At 70.8% G+C, this 19,112-nt stretch carries 18 protein-coding genes; 13 read left to right on the top strand and 5 right to left on the bottom strand.

Annotated elements, in window-relative coordinates; genetic code table 11:
* Positions 1-598, bottom strand: a 598-nt coding sequence (locus tag VK611_21450) for a lipase family protein (protein ID HMG43913.1), incomplete at its 3' end; no start/stop codon positions are given.
* A 519-nt stretch (positions 599-1,117) separates the two neighbouring features.
* On the opposite strand from VK611_21450, the gene VK611_21445 reads away from it, so the two are divergent.
* Positions 1,118-2,035, top strand: a complete 918-nt coding sequence (locus tag VK611_21445; GenBank protein ID HMG43912.1) for an NADP-dependent oxidoreductase — start codon at positions 1,118-1,120, stop codon at positions 2,033-2,035.
* A gap of 833 nt (positions 2,036-2,868) precedes the next feature.
* Here VK611_21445 and VK611_21440 read toward each other — a convergent pair.
* The 3 genes from VK611_21440 to VK611_21430 all read right to left on the bottom strand — a co-directional run bounded on the left by VK611_21440 (position 2,869) and on the right by VK611_21430 (position 5,383).
* A complete protein-coding gene (locus tag VK611_21440) occupies positions 2,869-3,699 on the bottom strand; it encodes an LLM class flavin-dependent oxidoreductase (GenBank protein ID HMG43911.1) in 831 nt (276 codons plus the stop codon).
* Positions 3,700-4,027: 328 nt separating this feature from the next.
* Positions 4,028-5,020, bottom strand: coding sequence for a phosphotransferase (locus tag VK611_21435; GenBank protein ID HMG43910.1), 993 nt, complete (start codon positions 5,018-5,020; stop codon positions 4,028-4,030).
* Positions 5,021-5,116: 96 nt separating this feature from the next.
* Positions 5,117-5,383, bottom strand: coding sequence for a hypothetical protein (locus VK611_21430; GenBank protein HMG43909.1), 267 nt, complete (start codon positions 5,381-5,383; stop codon positions 5,117-5,119).
* Between the two features lie 122 nt (positions 5,384-5,505).
* Between VK611_21430 and VK611_21425 the strand changes: the two genes are divergently transcribed.
* The 9 genes from VK611_21425 to VK611_21385 all read left to right on the top strand — a co-directional run bounded on the left by VK611_21425 (position 5,506) and on the right by VK611_21385 (position 15,278).
* Positions 5,506-6,186: a response regulator transcription factor gene (locus tag VK611_21425; GenBank protein ID HMG43908.1), complete on the top strand. Its 681-nt coding sequence runs from the start codon at positions 5,506-5,508 to the stop codon at positions 6,184-6,186.
* Positions 6,187-6,220: 34 nt separating this feature from the next.
* A complete protein-coding gene (locus VK611_21420) occupies positions 6,221-7,432 on the top strand; it encodes a HAMP domain-containing sensor histidine kinase (GenBank protein HMG43907.1) in 1,212 nt (403 codons plus the stop codon).
* Positions 7,429-8,268, top strand: coding sequence for a TIGR03620 family F420-dependent LLM class oxidoreductase (locus tag VK611_21415; protein ID HMG43906.1), 840 nt, complete (start codon positions 7,429-7,431; stop codon positions 8,266-8,268). Before VK611_21420 ends, VK611_21415 begins: the two co-directional genes overlap by 4 nt.
* Positions 8,268-9,272 (top strand): diadenylate cyclase, encoded by a 1,005-nt coding sequence (locus tag VK611_21410; protein HMG43905.1) that lies wholly within the window; start codon positions 8,268-8,270, stop codon positions 9,270-9,272. Before VK611_21415 ends, VK611_21410 begins: the two co-directional genes overlap by 1 nt.
* 63 nt (positions 9,273-9,335) lie before the next feature.
* Positions 9,336-10,349, top strand: a complete 1,014-nt coding sequence (locus tag VK611_21405) for a LacI family DNA-binding transcriptional regulator (GenBank protein ID HMG43904.1) — start codon at positions 9,336-9,338, stop codon at positions 10,347-10,349.
* A gap of 56 nt (positions 10,350-10,405) precedes the next feature.
* Positions 10,406-12,052 (top strand): alpha-amylase family glycosyl hydrolase, encoded by a 1,647-nt coding sequence (locus VK611_21400; protein ID HMG43903.1) that lies wholly within the window; start codon positions 10,406-10,408, stop codon positions 12,050-12,052.
* Positions 12,053-12,069: 17 nt separating this feature from the next.
* Positions 12,070-13,482: an extracellular solute-binding protein gene (locus VK611_21395; protein ID HMG43902.1), complete on the top strand. Its 1,413-nt coding sequence runs from the start codon at positions 12,070-12,072 to the stop codon at positions 13,480-13,482.
* Between the two features lie 18 nt (positions 13,483-13,500).
* A complete protein-coding gene (locus VK611_21390) occupies positions 13,501-14,388 on the top strand; it encodes a sugar ABC transporter permease (GenBank protein HMG43901.1) in 888 nt (295 codons plus the stop codon).
* The gene (locus VK611_21385) at positions 14,385-15,278 is read left to right on the top strand and encodes a carbohydrate ABC transporter permease (protein HMG43900.1); all 894 of its coding nucleotides are present in this window, start codon (positions 14,385-14,387) and stop codon (positions 15,276-15,278) included. The genes VK611_21390 and VK611_21385 overlap by 4 nt, the downstream gene beginning before the upstream one ends.
* Before the next feature lie 13 nt (positions 15,279-15,291).
* Here the strand turns inward: VK611_21385 and VK611_21380 are convergent, their stop codons facing one another.
* Entirely contained in the window at positions 15,292-16,146 is an 855-nt protein-coding gene (locus VK611_21380; protein HMG43899.1) for an alpha/beta fold hydrolase, read from the bottom strand.
* Between the two features lie 107 nt (positions 16,147-16,253).
* Here VK611_21380 and VK611_21375 point away from each other — a divergent pair, with 107 nt between their 5' ends.
* Genes VK611_21375 through VK611_21365 form a run of 3 tightly spaced genes read left to right on the top strand, consistent with a single transcriptional unit; the run spans position 16,254 to position 19,110 of the window.
* Positions 16,254-17,075: an SDR family oxidoreductase gene (locus VK611_21375; protein HMG43898.1), complete on the top strand. Its 822-nt coding sequence runs from the start codon at positions 16,254-16,256 to the stop codon at positions 17,073-17,075.
* 47 nt (positions 17,076-17,122) lie between these two features.
* Positions 17,123-17,953, top strand: a complete 831-nt coding sequence (locus VK611_21370) for an SAM-dependent methyltransferase (GenBank protein HMG43897.1) — start codon at positions 17,123-17,125, stop codon at positions 17,951-17,953.
* 29 nt (positions 17,954-17,982) lie between these two features.
* The gene (locus VK611_21365; protein HMG43896.1) at positions 17,983-19,110 is read left to right on the top strand and encodes an epoxide hydrolase; all 1,128 of its coding nucleotides are present in this window, start codon (positions 17,983-17,985) and stop codon (positions 19,108-19,110) included.
* The last annotated feature ends 2 nt before the right edge of the window (positions 19,111-19,112 follow it).

Below are 19,112 nucleotides of genomic sequence, written 5' to 3'. Positions count from 1 at the left end.
CGAAGCCAGCCGGCTCGAAGCTGATAGCGGCTCGAATGCCGTCGAGCACGAACCGGGAAACGAGTGGGTACGCGCCGAAGGCGTGCTGGGGCCCGTTGAAGTCGGTCGTGACGACGGCCCACCCGCGACGGAGGGCCAGGGCGATGAACGGGAGCTCCAGCTGGTCACCGCGCCGCAGTGTGTAGGACGGATCGGCGGTCGCCCCCAAGGCGTCGATCGCACACTGATAGGACAGCAGCGGCCGCACCGGTCCCACGAAGCTTCGCCGGGGAATCATCACCGTGGCAACGCCCCAACTCGGAGCACCTGTCCCATCGGCCGATCGGAACTTGATGTGCCATGCGTCAGCCTCGAGCGCGTGGCGGATCCCTCGGACCTGCACGGAGCGACCGTCGAGAACCTCGCCCGGACGGAACGCCTGGAGGTTGCCGGGAGCCCCGTAGAAGGGATCGTCTGTCGGAGGTGTGACGTCGAGCAGCACCCGTGACTTCAGCCGCTCATGGAGGTTCTCGGCCTGGACAGCGGCCTTGGCGGCCACGCGCTTGCGCCGGGTCGCCAGGTCGGTCCGGGGTGGCAGGACTGCTCGCTGGGACGTCATAGCGCACACCTCGACGGGCAGCATCGACGGACCAGTACCTTCCGAACAAATCACCCCAGGCCTGGCTTGGAGGCCCCGCCCCCGAGGTGCCGTTCGGAACGAACATCTAGCGCAGACATAACGCCCGCGGGACAGCGACAGTGACACGTGCGGGGATCGTTTTGGACGGTCCACGACGGGCCGGCGGCAGCTCAGGACGACTGTTACTGGGCGCTGCCGTGGCCCCGCCCGATGGCGACAGTAGGTCGGGACCGCCGGCTCCCTCGCCCTTCCGTGACTGTTCTCGAGCTCGACCGGGGAGGATCTCGGGATCTGATGATGGCCCGCGGTCGATCACGAGCACTATGGCAGCTACGGGCGTGAAGTTGCATGTGGACCGCCGCCGGAGCCGCGTCCGCCTGCACCTGGCATCAGCTTCTAGGCCACCTCGATCTGCGTGGTGGCACGCCGAGGTTTCGCGCCGCTGATGTTGGTGAACCGATGTCGTGTAGGGGAGGACTGCTGCAGGGAGGTGTCCAAGTGAAAGCGATCGTGGTGACGGATGAGGCTGCGGGGACGGCCGGGATGACGTTGGTGGAGCGGCCCGAGCCGGAACCGGCGATCAACGACGTCGTCGTTCAGGTTCATGCGTCGGGGTTTGTCCCGACTGAGCTGGCGTGGCCCTCGACCTGGACCGATCGCCTCGACCGTGACCGGACACCGTCGATCCCCGGCCACGAGCTGGCCGGAGTGGTCACCGCTCTCGGCTATGGCACGGGGGGGCTGTCGGTGGGACAGCGGGTGTTCGGCCTCACCGACTGGTATCGCGACGGCACTCTGGCGGAGTACGCGGCCGTCGAGGCACGCAACCTCGCGCCGCTACCGGGCGATGTCGTCTTCACGGTGGGCGCGAGCCTGCCGATCTCGGGCCTGACCGCGTGGCAGGGACTCCTCGACCACGGCCGTCTTCGGGCGGGGCAGAGTGTCCTCGTGCATGGCGCGGCCGGTGCAGTCGGGTCGATGGTGACGCAGCTCGCACGCGAGTTTGGCGCGTACGTCATCGGTACCGGACGCGCCGCCGATCGTCAGACGGCGTTCGACTTCGGCGCGCAGGAGTTTGTCGACCTCGACGACGACGCGCTGGAAGACGTCGGCGGAGTCGATCTGGTTTTCGATGTCATCGGCGGCGACATCCAGAAGCGGTCCGCGGGTGTGGTTCGAGCCGGAGGAACATTGGTGTCGGTCGTCGGGCCGCCCGAGGCGCGTCCCGCTGACGGCCTGGCGATCGATTTCGTTGTCATGTCCGATCGCGCCCAACTGAGTGAGATCGTCCAGCGGGTGCGGGACGGACGACTGCGGACGAACATCGGCAACATCGCGACCCTCGACGACGCCGTTGCGGCCCTCAACCCGACCGAGCGACGCAAGGGGAAGACGATCATCAGCGTTCGTCCATGAGGACTCGCAGACAGCAGAGACCCCCCTACGAAGGCGGCACCTGTGGCGGCCCGTAACGGGAAGTCCGACGGGTGGGCGCAGTCATGCGCCCCCGACGGGAGCGAGGCCGGGTCGGTCGCAGAAGACGTGGTGACCTCGACCCTTTCGGCGGCGGGCGGGGTCGTGCTCGGGGTCGCGCTTGGGCTGTGGTTCCTGGTCCGACACCTCACGCCGGCTTGACGCAGGGCGCGGTTGGCCGTTCTGGGCGAGACGTCGAACTCGGTGGCCAACCAGCCCGGCGACCAGCCATCCTCGTAGAGACGAATAGCCTTCACTAGCTCATCTGGCTGGAGCCCCCGCGGTCGCAGCACGCCTTGCCGCTTGAGGATGTTGTGCACCGTGTCGCGGTGGATACCGAACTGGGTGGCGAGCTTCTTGACCCTGTCGCCCATCCGGCGGCCCGGCCCGCCAAGAGGTCATAGTCCCTCGTAGCCGGTGGTAGGGGATACCCACCTGGGGGCTTGCGCCCCCGGTGGCGGACCCGGCCCGGCTCGAACGGGCAGCCTCCCTCTCCGACTCGGATCGACCTTTACCGGCTAGGTCGATCTAGGGCGGGCAGACCCAGATCCTGCCACCTTGAACGAGTCACGGACCCGGCGTTTGGTGAGATCACTCAGAACGGAGCAGGTGCGTGGTCTGGGTACGGCGTCACCCGTGCTCGGTGAGCAGATCCCCGAATACGGCGCGCGAAGTGTTCTGCGGGGCCGCCGAGCAGTCCTCAAACGACGGCTGCTCAATCGCGGCCTCGGTACCGATGTGCAGTCTGCCAGCCATCTGTTGGCTGGCCCGCGGGCCTAGTGTCCGGCCAGCTCAGCTACGACCGGAGCGAGCAAGTCGGCGGAGACGGCGCCGAAGACGAAGTAGGAGAAGCCGATCTCCTCACGTCGCCGCTGAATCTCCTCGGCGGCCGCCGCCGGGTCATCCGGAAGTACCGCCAGTGAGTCCGCCGCGCGAAGCGCAGCAGGGTCGGTGTCGGGAATCGCCAGGTGTGGCGCGACAGTGTCGCCGATCACCGCCACCTGTTGCGCGAGTTCGACGTCTCGGATGGCGCGGAAGTCGCGTACCACCCGTGTCATTTCGACCCGATCCTCTCCCGGCATCAACGCGAAGGCGACCGTATCTGCGACCTCGGCCGCCACCGCCTGAGCCTTCGGCCCGCGCACGGCCATCACCACCGGCGTGTGAAGGTCGGGCCCGTCGAGATCTCGCAGCGTCGTCACCATCTCACGCACCTGGGCCAGCCGCTCGCTCCGTGGGACCACGGGCATGCCGCGTGCGCGGAGCTCGTCCTCGATCCCTGGCCTGCCGGTGCCGACGCCCATCTCGAAGCGCCCCTCGGTGAGCACCGACAGCGAGTGCGCCTCCCACGCAGTGCTCCAAACCGGGCGCAGCGGGGACGCATACACCCAGGTGCCCACCCGCAGGTCGGCAAGGCTCGCCGCCATGGCCAGCGTGGGGGCAGGAGCCGGCTGCAGCTGCGGGAAGTCGGGCATCAGCAGCGTCGAATAGCCGCTGTCGGCGATGCGGCGCACCTGGTCCCGCCACGTCGGCAGGTCAGTCCTGAGTGGGGCAAGGACCCCGAATCGGAACGGTCTGGTCTGGCGTGTTGCCGTCGAATCGGTCATCGTGCGTGTCCTTCGTTTTCGGGGCGGCGTGCCCGGTTGTCGTCGGGGTGCGCGACGAACACGTCGAGTGACATGCATGTGCGAGTCAGCACCTTGGCCATGCCCCTACGACTCAGCTGGCGTCGCCGACTCATCGGTCGACGACGGACATCTCGAGCTCCCCGCCCTGAACGCGGACGCCCGTGGTCGGGCCGTCAAGAATGCCGTCGCTCGCAATGTCTGTCGGGCCCCGTCCCGCTGAACCGGTGATCAGGGGCAGTTCAGCTCGGAGCGATACCGTGCGGTTCTCTAGCCTCAGAACTCCAGTCCCCCTAGCGCGGCCGCCGGGCTACGACGAGAGTTCAGCCCGGCGCGACCACCAGGCCTCGGCGGCGGTCATTGCGCTCTCAGCCTCGTGGATGCCGTCGCCCACGAGCCCCGCGGTGGCAGCCCAGTGCAGGGGTACAAGGGCTACAGCCCCGGGGAGCCAACGGTGCTCGTCGCGAGTCAGCGGTTCCGGAGCCGTGCCTTCGTAGGCGTCGAGCAGTCGTCGCGGCTCGAGCAATTCGCCGCCCTGTGCGACATGGTGCAGGCTGGCCGCGATGTCGTACAGCCGCTCCCTGACCCTCGCGAAATCCAGGTCGAAGGTGGCCCATGAGCCGTCTGACAGTTCTCCCGCGTTGCCCAATTTGTAGTCCCCATGAATCGGAGTGCATGGCAGTTCGACCTCCTTCCAGAGCTTGGAGAGTTCGCCGGTCAGTTGACGCATCCGATGCACGACCGGCTCGCTGCGGGGTCCGAGCCTGCGGCGTGTGAAGCCGACCGAGTAACGCAGTTGGCCGAAGGTTCTGTGGTCGTCGAGGGGTTCGGGCGGGCTGGGCTCCCAGACGGCTTTGAGCGCAGTGTGAAGGCGTCCGAGCTCCTCGAATAGGCGGACGTAGGAGTCCTCGTCCGCCCGTGGCTGGACGTGATCGATGAACTCCTCAATCTCAGCCCAACGATCAGCGACCCTCAGGAGGTCGCAGCCGGAAATCCGAATCGGCCCAGCGACGCGGACTTGCGTCCGCTGGAGCCGTTCCCGCAGGCGCCGCAGTCCCGCGACCCGCCCGCGGCGGACCCAGGGCCTGTGAACCCGGAGGACAACCGGCGGCTCAGCGTCTATCCGCAGGTTGAGGTTGAACCCACCGCCGATGTCTGCCCATCCGGCCCCGCGCGCGACGCGGTCGATCAGGGCCGAGACGGCCGGGTCATCTGGGCTGGCTCTAGGTCCGAACCAGCGCGGCAAGGCAAGCGGAGAGGTCAAAGCTTCGATTCCGGTCATGGCAACGGCCCACCAGCGCACCCGACGAAGGTCCGCCGGCGAACCCATCCTCCTCGACGTAGGCCACTGCCACCGAAGTGCCGGTAGAGGACGGGGCAGACGTTGCCTGACGCGGCACTAGTCGGCTGCCTCGGTCTGGTCCTCGGCGCTGTCCTCGGCGCTGTCGTCGGTCGGGTTGGCGGCGGGGCCGCCGTCGCACTCGGCGCCGGTGGCGGCGACGATCCCGTCGACGCAGTCGACACCGTCGACCTCCTCGTCGTCGTCGGCCCGCGCCGCGCCCACGGCGCCGAACGACAGCACGGCGACGGCCAGGGCGGCGAGCAGCGCCTTGCGGCGCCGCCGGAGGGGATTGGTGGGGGTGGTCGGGGTGTTGGTTTCGTCCATGGGCCGAGTATCCGCCCTCGCCGCTGGACGCTCGCTGACGTGAGCTGAACGGGCCGTCCAGCGGGCGTTCAGCGCACGTCAAGGTACGACAGGGCAAGGTCACCCCGGTGGAGGGAGTTGTCGTGTCCCGAGTGCTGGTCGTCGAGGACGAGAAGCGAGTCGCGGCGGCGGTCAGGCGCGGCCTCGAAGCCGAGGGGTTCGCCGTGGACGTCGCCTGTGACGGCGACGAGGGCCTCTGGCTGGCCCGGGAGCAGCCCTACGACGCGATCGTCCTGGACGTGATGCTGCCGGGCGTGAACGGCTACCAGGTCTGCGAGCGGCTGCGTGAGGAGGGGAACTGGACCCCGATCCTCATGCTCACCGCCAAGAACGGCGTGTACGACGAGGCCGAGGCTCTCGACACCGGCGCCGACGACTTCCTGTCCAAGCCGTTCTCCTACGTCGTGCTCGTGGCCCGGCTGCGCTCACTGCTGCGCCGGGGCGCCCGCGAGCGCCCGGTCGTCCTCACCGCCGGCGACCTCCGGGCCGATCCGGCCTCCCGTCGCGTGTGGCGGGGCGACCAGGAGATCCGGCTGACCGCCCGGGAGTTCGCGGTGCTCGAGTTCCTGCTGCGCCGCGCGGACGAGGTGGTCACCAAGACGGAGATCCTCGGTTCGGTCTGGGACTTCGAGTTCGAGGGCGAGCCCAACACCGTCGAGGTCTACGTCCGCCGGCTGCGCCGCAAGATCGACGAGCCCTTCGGCCGGACCACGATCCACACGCTGCGCGGCGCCGGCTACCGGCTCGCCGCCGAAGGTGCCTGAGCGCCGGCCGGGTCGCGTGGGGTGGCGGCGCCGCGTGGGCCACGGCGTCCGGGTCCGCGCCACGATCGCGGCGACCCTCGCGTTCTCCGTCGCCCTCGCGGCCGGGGCATGGTTCGTCGTCGACCGCCAGCGCAGCGCCCTCACCGCCGACCTCGAGACCACCGTGCGGTTGCGGGCCGACGACCTCGGCGCCGCGCTCGCGGCCGGGGAGCTGCCCGAGAGCGTCGCGGTCCCGGTGGAGGACCGGGCGTTCGCGCAGATCGTCGACGGGTCCGGCGAGGTCGTGCGGGCCAGCCCGAACGTGGAGGGCGAGCCGGTCCTCGCCTCCTTCGCGGTCCCCACCTCCGGCTACGTCGCCCACCCGGTCGAGATCGGCGCCCTCAGCGACACCGCGTTCACCGTCGTCGGCCGCCAGGTCCGCAGCGGCCCGAGCGTGCTGAGCCTCTACGTCGGCGCCAGCCTCGAACCGGTCGACGAGTCCGTGCGGGAGCTCGGCACCACGCTGGCGATCGGCGCGCCGCTGCTGCTCCTCATGGTCGCAGCGCTCACGTGGGTCGTCGTCGGCCGGGCGCTGCGGCCCGTCGACGAGGCCGCCGCCCGGGAGCGGCGCTTCGTCGCGGACGCGTCGCACGAGATGCGCAGCCCCCTCACCGGCATGAGGGCCCAGCTCGAGGTCGACCTCGCCCACCCCGAGACCGCCGACTGGCAGGCGACCGAGCGCGAGGTGCTCGACGAGACGCTCCGCCTGCAGCGGCTCGTCGACGACCTCCTGGTCCTGGCCCGGGCCGAGGCCCCGGTCGACCGGCCGCAGCGCGAGCTGGTGGACCTCGACGACCTCGTCCTCAAGGGCGTCCGGCGGCTCCGTGTACGGGGCAAGGTGCGCATCGACGCCGGCGCGGTGCACCCGGTGCAGGTGGTCGCCGACCCGGACGCACTCACACGGGTGGTCCACAACCTGCTCGACAACGCCGAGCGCCACGGCCGGGGCGAGGTCGTCGTCACCGTGCAGGAGAACGGGTCCCACGTGGAGGTCACGGTCACCGACGACGGTCCCGGCGTGCCGGCCGAGCGGCGGGAGAGCATCTTCGAGCGCTTCTTCCGCAGCGACGACGCCCGTTCCCGCGACCGGGGCGGCGCCGGCCTCGGACTTGCCATCGCCCAGCAGATCGTCACCGCCCACGGCGGCACCCTGACCCTCGAGCCCACGCACGCAGGAGCGCGTTTCGTCGTTAGGTTGCCTTCGTGACCAAGATCGACCTCGGAACCTTCGGTGCGGTGATCGGGCCCGGTGAGGGAGGTGAGGGGGAGCTCCTGGACGCCATCGCCGAGCTGGACGAGATGGGCTACGACACGATCTGGCTGTCGGGTGGCCCGGTCGCCAGCCTCGACCAGGTCGCCGCCGCCGTGCGGGCCACCAAGCGGGCCCGGGTCGCCACCGGGATCCTCTCGGTCGACCGCTTCCCGGCCGACGACATCGCCGCGCTCTACGCGGAGCTCGAGGCCGAGCACCCCGGCCGCTTCGTCGTCGGCCTCGGTGGCGCCCACGGACCGCAGCCGCTCCCGACGCTGAACGCCTACCTCGACCGCCTGGACGACGACGGCGTCCCGAAGTCGAGGCGCCTCATGGCGGCGCTCGGCCCGCGCATGCTCGACCTCGCCCGCAACCGGTCCTCCGCGGCGCTCCCCGTCCTGGTGACCACCGGCTACACCGAGCAGGCCCGCGCCCGCCTCACCGACGACACCACCCTGGCGGTCGAGCAGATCCTCGTCCTGGAGTCCGACGCCACCACGGCCCGGTCCATCGCCCGCGGCCCGCTCGGCTTCCTCGGCACCGTCCCCACCTACCAGGCGAACTTCCGCCGCATGGGCTTCACCGACGAGGAGATCGAGGCGCTGGCCGACCCACTGGTCGACTCGCTCGTCTGCTGGGGCGACGACGCCGCCGTCGCGGCCCACGTCCGCGCCCACCTCGAGGCCGGCGCCGACCACGTCGCCATCTCCCCGGCGACGGACCGCCCCGACGTCCAGCCCCTGGCCGAGTGGCGCCGCCTCGCCGCGGCCCTGGAGCTCTCACCGAGCTGATGGCTGAGCCCCGCACCGGAGCCGGGCGGTTGCGACGCCTCGCCGAGGAGCTCGAGGAGAGCGGCCTGAAGCCCGAGGGCGACGAGGCGTTCCGCTCGATGCTGCTCGACGAGATCGACCGTGCGCTGCGGCCGCCGATCCACGAGCGACGGGTGGCCAGCAGCGGCACGATCCTGGAGCCCCTGTCCGACCCGGCCACGTGGACGCCGGCGACCGAGCTCGACATCACCCGCAAGCCGGTGGTCGACCAGCCCCTCTCGGCGGCTCGCCGCTTCGCCGACGGCCTGTCGAGCTGGCTGCTGCGCCGCACCGACGGCACCAACGAGTGGATGGTGTTCGACCGGCCTGCCGGCTCCGAGCGCGACCTGGTGGTGCTGGCCAACGCCTTCGAGGCGACGCTCGTGCAGCGCCACCCGGTGGGCGCGGTGCGGGTGGTCGGCAGCTTCGGCGTGCTCCGTTGGGACGGGTTCACCTGGCACCACGAGCCTCCCGTCAGCAGCTGGATCGACGCGGTGACCGCCTGCTCGCTCCACGGCGACCCCGACGTGCTGCTGGCGATGCTGGAGTTCGCCGTGCACGACCTGGGGTCGCTGGGCATCGGCGCCCTGCTCGTCTACCGGCCGGGCCCGGCGCTCCCCGCCCCGCCCGGGCTGGAGGAGCGGCTGCCGGTACCGCCGCCGCTGCGGATCCGCCGGGCCGCGCACCTGGCGCCGCTGCGCCACGCGCTGGCCCAGATCGACGGCGCCGCCATCTTCGACGACGAGGGCGTGCTGCGGCAGCTCGGCGTCCGCCTGATCCCGAGCCCCGCGGCGGAGGAGACGGTCGAGGCGCTCCGCGGCACGAGGCACACGTCCGGCCGCCGTTACAGCCGCGACGACTCCCTGGCCACGGTGATCGCGGTGAGCGAGGACGGCCCGGTGTCGGTGCTGCGCGACGGCGAGGTGCTCGGCCGCTCCCGCGACGGCTTCGTCGTGACCCTCCCGAGCCCGGCCGCCGGCGGGTGACGAAACCGCCGACGACCGCAACCATTGCAAGAACTTGCAACCCCGTGTCCTAACATTGCGCGCATGGCCGGACGACTTACCGAGGTTGCAGCAAAGGTCGGCGTGAGCGAGGCGACCGTGAGCCGGGTGCTCAACGGGCGACCGGGGGTGTCGGCGGCCACCACCGAGGCGGTGCTCACGGCGCTCGACGTCCTCGGCTACGAGCGGCCCACCAAGCTGCGCGGCGAGCGGGCGAAGCTGGTCGGCCTGGTGCTCCCGGAGCTGCAGAACCCCATCTTCCCGGCGTTCGCCGACGTGGTGGGCGGGTCGCTGGCCCAGGAGGGCCTCACCCCGGTGCTCTGCACCCACACCGTGGGGATGTCCGAGGCCGACTACATCCAGCTGCTGTTCGAGCAGCGGGTGTCGGGTGTGCTGTTCGCCGGCGGTCTCTACAGCGGCAAGGACGGCGCCCACGACCACTACTACCGGCTGGTCGAGCGCAAGCTGCCGACGGTGCTGGTCAACGCCGGCATCGACGAGCTGCCGTTCCCACGGGTTTCCTGCGACGACGGGGTGGCCGCCGAGCAGGCCGTACGCCACCTCTTGTCGCTGGGCCACACCCGCGTCGGCCTGATCCTGGGCCCGCCCGACCACGTGCCGTCGCTCCGCAAGCTCGACGCCGCCCGCGCCTCCATGAAGGTCGCCGGCCTCGAGCTGCCCGACGACCACATCGAGTACACCCGCCACTCGCTGGAGGGCGGGCAGGCCGCGGCCAGCCGCCTGCTGGGCCGGGGCGTCACCGCCGTGGCCTGCGCCAGCGACCCGATGGCCCTCGGCGCCATCCGGGCCACCCGGCGGGCGGGCCTCTCGGTGCCGAAGGACTTCTCGGTGGTGGGCTACGACGACTCGGCCTTCATGAACTGCACCGACCCGCCGCTGACCACGGTCCGCCAGCCGATCGAGGCGATGGGCCGGGCGGCGGTCGACCTGCTGGCGGGCCTCATCGCCGGCAGCCCGGTCGACCCCGACGAGCTGCTGTTCGAGCCCGAGCTGGTCGTCCGGGGCTCTACCGGCCCGGCGCCAGTAGCGCGCTCTTGATTCCAATCTCCCGTTCAACTCTTGCGTAGATTCAGTTCATAGTTTACGTTTCCCCCATGGTGTCGGGGGTCACAGCGGGGAGTGAGTGGTGGCGGCGCGCCGCGGTGTACCAGGTGTACGTCCGCAGCTTCGCCGACGGCAACGGCGACGGGGTCGGCGACCTCGCCGGCGTCCGGGCCCGGCTCCCGTACCTGCACGACCTCGGCGTCGACGCCCTCTGGTTCAACCCCTGGTACCCGTCGCCCATGGCCGACGGCGGCTACGACGTGGTCGACTACCGCGCCATCGACCCGGCGTTCGGCACGCTGGCCGAGGCCGAAGCGCTGATCACCGACGCCCGAGCGCTGGGGATCCGGACGATCGTCGACGTCGTCCCCAACCACGTGTCCGACCAGCACCCGTGGTTCCGGGCCGCGCTGGCCGCCGGCCCGGGCGCCCCCGAACGGGACTGGTTCTGGTTCCGCCCCGGCGGGGGCCCCGACGGCAACGAGGCCCCCAACGGCTGGGTGTCGAACTTCGGCGGCCCCGCCTGGACCCGCACCAAGAACCCCGACGGCACCCCCGGCGAGTGGTTCCTCCACCTCTTCGCCCCCGAGCAGCCCGACCTCAACTGGGACCACCCGGCGGTCCGCCAGGAGCACGAGGACATCCTGCGCTTCTGGTTCGACCGCGGCGTCGCCGGTGTGCGGATCGACTCGGCGGCCCTGCTGGTCAAGCACCCCGACCTCCCCGAGGTCGACCCCGACCACGCCCCCGGCCAGCACGTCCACGTCGACCGCGACGAGCTCCACGAGATCTACCGCAGCTGGCGCCGCCTGGCCGACGGCTACGACGAGCCCCGGGTGCTGCTCGGCGAGATCTGGCTCCCGGACGTCCGGCGCATGAGCCTCTACCTGCGGCCCGACGAGCTGCACAGCGCCTTCAACCTCGACTTCCTCACCTGCCCGTGGGAGCCGGCCCGCCTCCGCACCAGCATCCGCACCACGCTGCAGATGCACGACGACGTGGGCGCCCCCGCCACCTGGGTGCTGTCGAACCACGACGTCACCCGCCTGGTCACCCGCTACGGCCGGGAGGACACGTCGTTCGCCTTCGAGGCCAAGCGGGCCGGCGTCCCCACCGACCTGGCGCTGGGCCGCCGCCGCGCCCGGGCCGCCGCTCTGCTGGCGCTGGCGCTGCCGGGCTCGGTGTACGTCTACCAGGGCGAGGAGCTGGGTCTCCCCGAGGTGGAGGACATCGAGCCGGACCGCATCCAGGACCCGATGCACTTCCGCTCCGGCGGCGTCGACCCCGGCCGCGACGGCGCCCGCGTCCCCCTGCCCTGGTCGGGCACCGCCACGCCGTACGGCTTCAGCCCGCCCGACGCCACCGCCGAGCCCTTCCTGCCCCAGCCCGACGACTGGGCCGGCCTCACCGCTGAAGCCCAGAACGAGGACCCGGCGTCGAGCCTCACGCTCTACCGGGAAGCGCTGCGGATCCGCCGCACCGACCCTGACCTGCACGGCCGCGACCTGCGCTGGCTCGACGCACCCGATCCCGGTGTGCTCGCCTTCGCCCGGGGCGCCCGCTTCGCCTGCGTGGTCAACCTGTCGGACCACCCCGTCGAACTACTCGCGCACGCCGAGGTGCTGCTGACCAGCAGCCCTCTCGAAGGCGAGCGGCTCGTCCGTGACTCGGCTGCTTGGTTGCGGCTGAGGGATTGAAAGAAAGAGGAGCACACATGAGGAGCACGCACAGAGGCCTGGGGGTGGCGGTCTCGATCGCCATGGCCATGGGCCTGCTCGTCGCCTGCGGGGGCGACGACGACGACGAGGCCGGCGGTTCCGGCGGCGGCGGGGACCCGGTCGCCGAGATCGACGAGCCCGTGACCATCAACGTCAGCAACCTGCCTCCGGAGACGGAGGCCAGCGTCCGCGAAGCGTTCATGACGCGCGTCGAGGAGTTCGAGGACGCCAACCCGAACATCACCATCGAGCCCGAGGAGTGGGAGTGGGAGCAGAGCACGTTCGGTGCCCAGCTCGCCGGCAACACGCTGCCGACCACGTTCGAGATCCCCTTCACCTACGGGCAGACGCTGATCTCGCGGGGCCAGCTCGCCGACATCACCGCCGAGGTGAACGACCTGCCCTACGCCGCGGACTTCAACCCGAGCGTCCTCGACGTGATCCAGGACGCCGACGACAACATCTACGGCGTGCCCAGCGCCGCCTACGGCATGGGCCTGCACTACAACCGGGCCCTCTTCGAGGAGGCCGGGCTCGACCCCGACGCACCGCCCACCAGCTGGGACGAGGTCCGGGAGTACGCCAAGACCATCTCCGAGGAGACCGGCCAGGCCGGCTACATGCAGATGACCCAGGACAACACCGGCGGCTGGGTCCTCACCACCCACACCTACGCCCTGGGCGGCCGGGTCGAGGACGGTGAAGGCGACGAGGTCACCGCCACCCTCGACAACGACGGCACCAGGGAAGCCCTCGAGACGCTCCAGGCCATGCGCTGGGAGGACGACTCGCTGGGTGACAACTTCCTGTTCGACTGGGCAGGCATCAACCAGGAGTTCGCGGCCGGCAAGATCGGCATGTACCTCCAGGGCTCGGACGCCTACAACAGCCTGGTGACGGAGAACAACGTGAACCCCGACGACTACGGGCTCACCGTGATCCCGCTGGAGGGTGATGCCTCCGGCGTGCTCGGCGGCGGCACCATCGTCGGCGTCAAGCCGGATGCCTCGGCGATCGAGCGGGCCGCAGCGGTCAAGTGGATCGACTTCTTCTACATGTCGAAGCTGACCGACGAGACGTCCGCCGTGGCCGACGCCGAGGCCGTGGCCGGCAGCGACGCTCCGCTGGGCACACCGGTGCTGCCGGTGTTCGACGAGGCGACGCTGGCCGAGCAGGACGGCTGGATCGCCGACTACGTCAACGTGCCGCTCGACCAGATGACAGGGTTCAAGGACAACATCCTGAGCCAGGAGCTGGTGGCCGAGCCGCCCGCCGTGGGTCAGGAGCTGTACGCCGAGCTCGACGTCGTGGTGCAGGCCATCCTCACGGATGAGAACGCCGACATCGACGCCCTGCTCGAGACCGCGAACGAGAACGTCCAGGCGTTGATCGACGCCGAAGCCGGATAAGTACCCGAGGGGAACCGGGTGAACGTCCTGACCAGGTGGGTGCGCAACGGCGGGCTGAGCACGTTCGTGCTGCTGCTGCCGCTGCTCCTCACCTTCGGGTACTTCGCCTGGTTCCCCATCGGCCGTGCGGTGGTGATGAGCTTCCAGGAGACCAACCTGGTCGACGCGCCGGTGTGGGTCGGGCTCGACAACTTCGAGCACGTGCTGCGCGACCCCCGCTTCTGGACCTCCCTCCGCAACACCGCCTACTTCACGCTGCTGGCGCTGCTGTTCGGCTACCCGCTGCCGTTGGTGCTGGCCGTGCTGATGAGCGAGCTGCGGAAGGCCCGGGGGATCTTCAGCATGCTGGCCTACCTGCCGGTGGTGATCCCGCCGGTGGTGGCGGTGCTGCTGTGGCGGTTCTTCTACGACGCCGGCGACACCGGCGTGTTCAACACGATCCTGGGCTGGGTCCACCTCGGCCCCTATCCCTGGATCCAGGACAAGACGTGGGCCATGCCGTCGCTGGTGATGCAGGCCACCTGGGCCAACGCCGGGGCGACCGTGATCATCTACCTGGCCGCTCTGGCCGGCCTGTCGTCGGAGCTCTACGACGCGGCCGAGGTCGACGGTGCGGGCGTGTGGCGCAAGGTGTGGCACGTGACGCTGCCGCAGCTGCGCAACGTGCTGCTCATCACCCTGATCCTGCAGGTGATCGCCACCTTCCAGGTGTTCACCGAGCCGTACCTGATGACCGAGGGCGGCCCGCAGGGGTCGACCGCCACGGTGCTCCTGCAGATCCGCGACTACGCCTTCCGGTTCAACGACTACGGGGCGGCGACGGCGCTGTCGGTGCTGCTGGCCCTGTTCCTCGCGGTGCTCTCCGCCATCTACTTCCGGGTCACCCGGGCCTGGAGCACGACGTGAGCGAGGTCGACTCCATCGAGCGGGGGCTCCTGTCGACGTTCGACTGGCGCCAGGCCCGCACCCGCTGGAGCATGCGCCTCGCCCAGGGCGGGGTGTTGGTGCTGCTGCTGGTGACCGGCCTCGGGCCGATCCTCTGGTTGGCGAAGGCCGCCACCAGCGACACCCAGGACACCCTCCGCACGCCGATGTCGCTGTGGCCCAGCGGCTTCGACATGGAGAACCTGTCGATCGCCTGGAACCGGGCCGACATCAGCAAGTACTTCGTGAACACCCTGTGGGTGACGCTGGGGGCCTGCCTCGCCCAGCTGCTGGTGGCGACGACCGGCGGGTTCGTGCTGTCGGTGCTGCGCCCCCGCTACGCCAGGGTGGTGACCGCGGCGGTGCTGTCGACCCTGTTCATCCCGGGGATCGTGGTGCTGGTGCCGCTGTTCCTCACCGTGCTCGACCTGCCCCTGTTCGGCACGTCGCTGCTCAACTCCTACTGGGCGATCTGGCTGCCGGCGGGTGCCAACGCCTTCAACGTGCTGCTGGTGAAGCGGTTCATGGACAACCTGCCGCGCGAGGTGTTCGAGGCCGCCCGGGTGGACGGCGCCGGGCCGTTCCGCCTGCTCTGGTACGTGGTGCTGCCGATGTCGCGGCCGATCGTCGGCGTCGTGGCGATCTTCGGGGTGCTCAACGCCTGGAAGGACTTCCTCTGGCCGCTGATCGTGCTGCCCGACCCGGACATCCAGCCGCTGTCGGTGCGCCTGCCGACGATCCGCGAGACCGTCGAGCTGGACATCTTCCTGGCGGCGCTGCTGATCTCGATGGCGCTGCCGATCGTGATCTTCCTGGTGTTCCAGCGGCTGTTCCTGCGCGGCGCCGGCCTGGGCGGCGCGGTCAAGGGCTAGCGACCGGCCCGATCTAGACCGGCGGGCCGATCCCGCAGGTGACCGGGGTGGCGTGGGCGGGGTCGAGGGCGTTGGCGATCATCTGCCCCACCCCGCTGTCGAACGCCAGGCCGACGTGGCCGACCGGGTCGAGCGGGCAGGTGTCCTGCACGTACCTGTTGGTCACGCCCGGCTCGTACACGAACGCCGTCTCCGTCGGGGTGACGAGGACGTCGAAGCGCGACGCCAGGATCGTGTACTCCACGCCGGGCACCGTGACGGGCCCGTCGTTCAGGTCCATGACCGCCGGGCCGCCGGTCACCATGTCGTTGCAGGCACCGCAGCCGAACAGCGTGACCAGCAGGTTCACCGTGGCGCGGATGCCGAGGCCGTCGGCGAGCCCGAACACGCCGGCGTAGCTGGTGCCGTGGGTGGGCGACGCCATGGCGAAGGCCCGGTGCACCTTGGCCCCGAAGTTCAGCATCTTCGGGATGTAGAGCGACAGGAAGCCGCCCTCGGAGTGGCCCACCAGGTCGACCTCGGCGGTGCCGGTGGCGGCCAGCACGTCGTCAACGTAGTCCGCCACCTCCTCGGCCGACTCGGCGATCGGGCGCAGGCCGCCGTTGAGGAACAGCGGCGAGCCCTGGCCGTAGGTCGGGTAGAACACGCACCAGCCCCGTCCGGCCAGGTACGAGGCGTGGTACGACCAGTGGTCGTAGGCCGGGGCGCCCAGGCCGTGGAGCAGCACCACCGCGTGGGGGTGGGCGGCCGACGGCTGGCAGCTCCAGTCGTTGACGCCGGACGACGACGCCTGCGCACGTGCGCCCGGCGTGACCACGAGAGCGGACGCCAGCAAGACGCCCGCCAGGACCTTCGACACGGTCGACATGTTCCGCCCCTCCGCCTGAGGTGTGTCATCCGTCACAGTACGGCGTCTGTCAACGTCGAGTCGCCTGTTCCGGGCATCTCTCGACGAAGTCAGTACTGTCCGACGCCATGACCCGTCTCGCCGGTTCGACGCTGCTCGTCACCGGGGCGGCTCGCGGCCTCGGTCGCCGGCTCGCCCTCCAGGCCTCTGCCCGCGGCGCCCGCATCGTGGCCTGGGACCTCGACGGCCCCGGCCTCGAGGCCCTCGCCGACGAGCTGGGCGAGGCGCTGCTGGCCCGCAGCGTGGTCGACGTGACCGACCGCGACTCGATCGCCGCGGGTGTCGACGCCGTGCCCGGTGGTGCGGAGGCCGTCGACATCGTGGTGAACAACGCCGGCGTGATCTCGGGCGCCCGGCTGGTCGACCTGCGGCCCGAGCAGATCGAGCGCACGTTCGCCGTCAACGTCCTCGCCCTCTACTGGGTGACGCAGGCGTTCCTGCCGGCGATGCTGCGGCGCGACGAGGGTCACGTGGTGACGATGGCGTCGGCTGCGGGGCTGGTCGGTGTGGCCCGCCAGACCGACTACTCGGCGTCGAAGCACGCCGCGGTCGGCTTCATGGAGTCGCTGCGGGCGGAGCTGCGCCGGGACGGGGCCGCCGTGTCGACCACCACCATCTGCCCCTTCTACATCGACACCGGCATGTTCGAGGGCGCCCGGTCGAAGCTGCCGTGGCTGCTGCCGATCCTCCACGAGCCCGACGTCGCCGCCAAGATCCTGCAAGCCGTCGAGCAGGACAAGCCCGTGCTGCGCCTCCCGCCGATCATCGGCAGCCTGGCCGTCGGGCGCATCCTGCCGACCCGCCTGTTCGACCGGCTGATGGACCTGCTGGGCGTCAACGAGTCGATGGACGACTTCGTGGGCCGTCACTCTTCGTCACCGGGAGGGTGAATCGTCGGCCATACTTGTGCCGACAAGCATTGGCAGTGGGGGGTGAAGTGGCGGATCAAGCGGCGGCGGGCAGCGCCTGGCCGGAGTCGACCAAGATCGACAGGACCGTGGCGCACGAGTCCCGCGTCTACGACTACCTCCTCGGCGGCTCGACCAACTTCGAGGTGGACCGCAAGGCGGCCCTGAGGGCGGGCGCGGCGGTGGGTGGCATCGACGTGGCGCGGGCGTCGGCGCGCAGCAGCCGGCTGTTCCTCAAGCAGGTCATGCACCATCTGGCGCTCGAGGCCGGGGTCGAGCAGTTCCTCGACATCGGCACCGGCATCCCCGACGAGGGCAACGTCCTCTCCGTCGCCCAGGCGGCGCTGCCCCGGGCCCGGGTCGTGTCGGTCGACAACGACCCGATCGTCTTCGCCCACACCCACGCCCTGACGAAGACCACCCCGGAGGGTGCAGCCGACTTCGTGGAGGGCGACCTGCGCCGGCCCGACGCCATCCTGCGGCGGGCCAAGGCCACCCTCGACCTCGATCGGCCGGTGGCGGTTCTACTACTCTCCGTGCTGCACCACGTGCGCGACGCCGACGACCCCGCCGGGATCGTGGCCGAGTTCATGAGGGCCGTGCCGTCGGGCAGCTACCTGGCGGTGTCGCACCTCACCGGCGACATGCGCCCCGAGGAGATGGCGAAGCTGTCCGCCTCGGTCCCCGCCGACTCGTCGTACGTGTTCGCCATCCGCTCCCACGACGAGATCGCCCGCTTCTTCGACGGCCTCGACCTGGTCGACCCCGGCATCGTCCCCATCGACCAATGGCGCCCCAACGCCCCCGACGCCCCCCACGAGGGCCACTACCACTACGGCGCCCTCGCCCAAAAGCCCTAGCCGGCCTGCCGGCGAGCAGAATGCTCGGTATGGGTGACGGAGCGATCGAGGCGTTTCGGGTGGCGGTGCCGGAGGCGGAGCTCGAGGATCTGAAGGGGCGGCTGCGGCGGACGCGGTGGCCGGAGGCGGAGACCGTGGGGGACTGGTCGCAGGGGGTGCCGCTGGCGTACCTGCAGGAGCTGTGCCGCTACTGGGCCGAGGAGTACGACTGGCGGGCCACCGAGGCGCGGCTGAACGGCTTCTCGCAGTTCCGCACCGAGATCGACGGGCTGGGCATCCACCTCCTCCACGTCCGCTCGCCCCACGACGACGCCCTGCCGCTGGTCATGACCCACGGCTGGCCCGGCTCGGTCGTCGAGTTCCTCGACGCGATCGGCCCGCTGACCGACCCGCCGGACCCCGCCGACGCCTTCCACGTGGTGTGCCCGTCGCTCCCCGGCTACGGGTTCAGCGATCGTCCGGCGGGCACCGGCTGGGGGACCGACCGCATCGCCGCCGCCTGGGCCGAGCTGATGCGGCGGCTGGGCTACGACCGCTACGGGGCCCAGGGCGGCGACTGGGGCGCGGCGGTCACCACCGGCCTCGCCCAGGTCGACCCAGACCACGTCGCCGGCATCCACCTCAACATGCCGGTGGCGGGACCGGCGACCGGAGGGCCGGAGCTGACCGGCGAGGAGCTCGCGGCGCTGGCCGCCTACGACGAGCATCGCAAGTGGGGGACCGGCTACTCGAGGCAGCAGTCCACCCGGCCGCAGACGCTCGGCTACGGGCTGGTCGACTCGCCGGCCGGGCAGTGCGCCTGGATCGTGGAGAAGTTCTGGGCCTGGACCGACTGCGACGGCCACCCCGAGAACGCCCTCACCCGCGACCAGATGCTCAACGACGTGATGCTCTACTGGCTTCCCGGCACGGCGGCCTCGTCGGGCCGCCTCTACTGGGAGAGCCTCCGCGACCGGCGGCTCGACCCGGTGGAGGTTCCCACGGGGTGCTCGATCTTCCCCAAGGAGATCGCCCGGCTGCCGCGCAGCTGGGTCGAGGGCCGCTTCCGCGACCTGCGCTACTGGAACGAGGTCGACAAGGGCGGCCACTTCGCCGCCTTCGAGCAGCCCGAGCTCTTCGTCGACGAGGTGCGCCGCTTCTTCCGCCTCGTCCGCTGACC

Source organism: Acidimicrobiales bacterium, from assembly GCA_035316325.1.
In the GTDB taxonomy this organism is placed as follows: domain Bacteria; phylum Actinomycetota; class Acidimicrobiia; order Acidimicrobiales; family VFJN01; genus DASXTK01.
The sequence above is the reverse complement of the archived record's forward strand: the minus strand, read 5'-3'. Positions and strand labels throughout refer to the sequence as shown.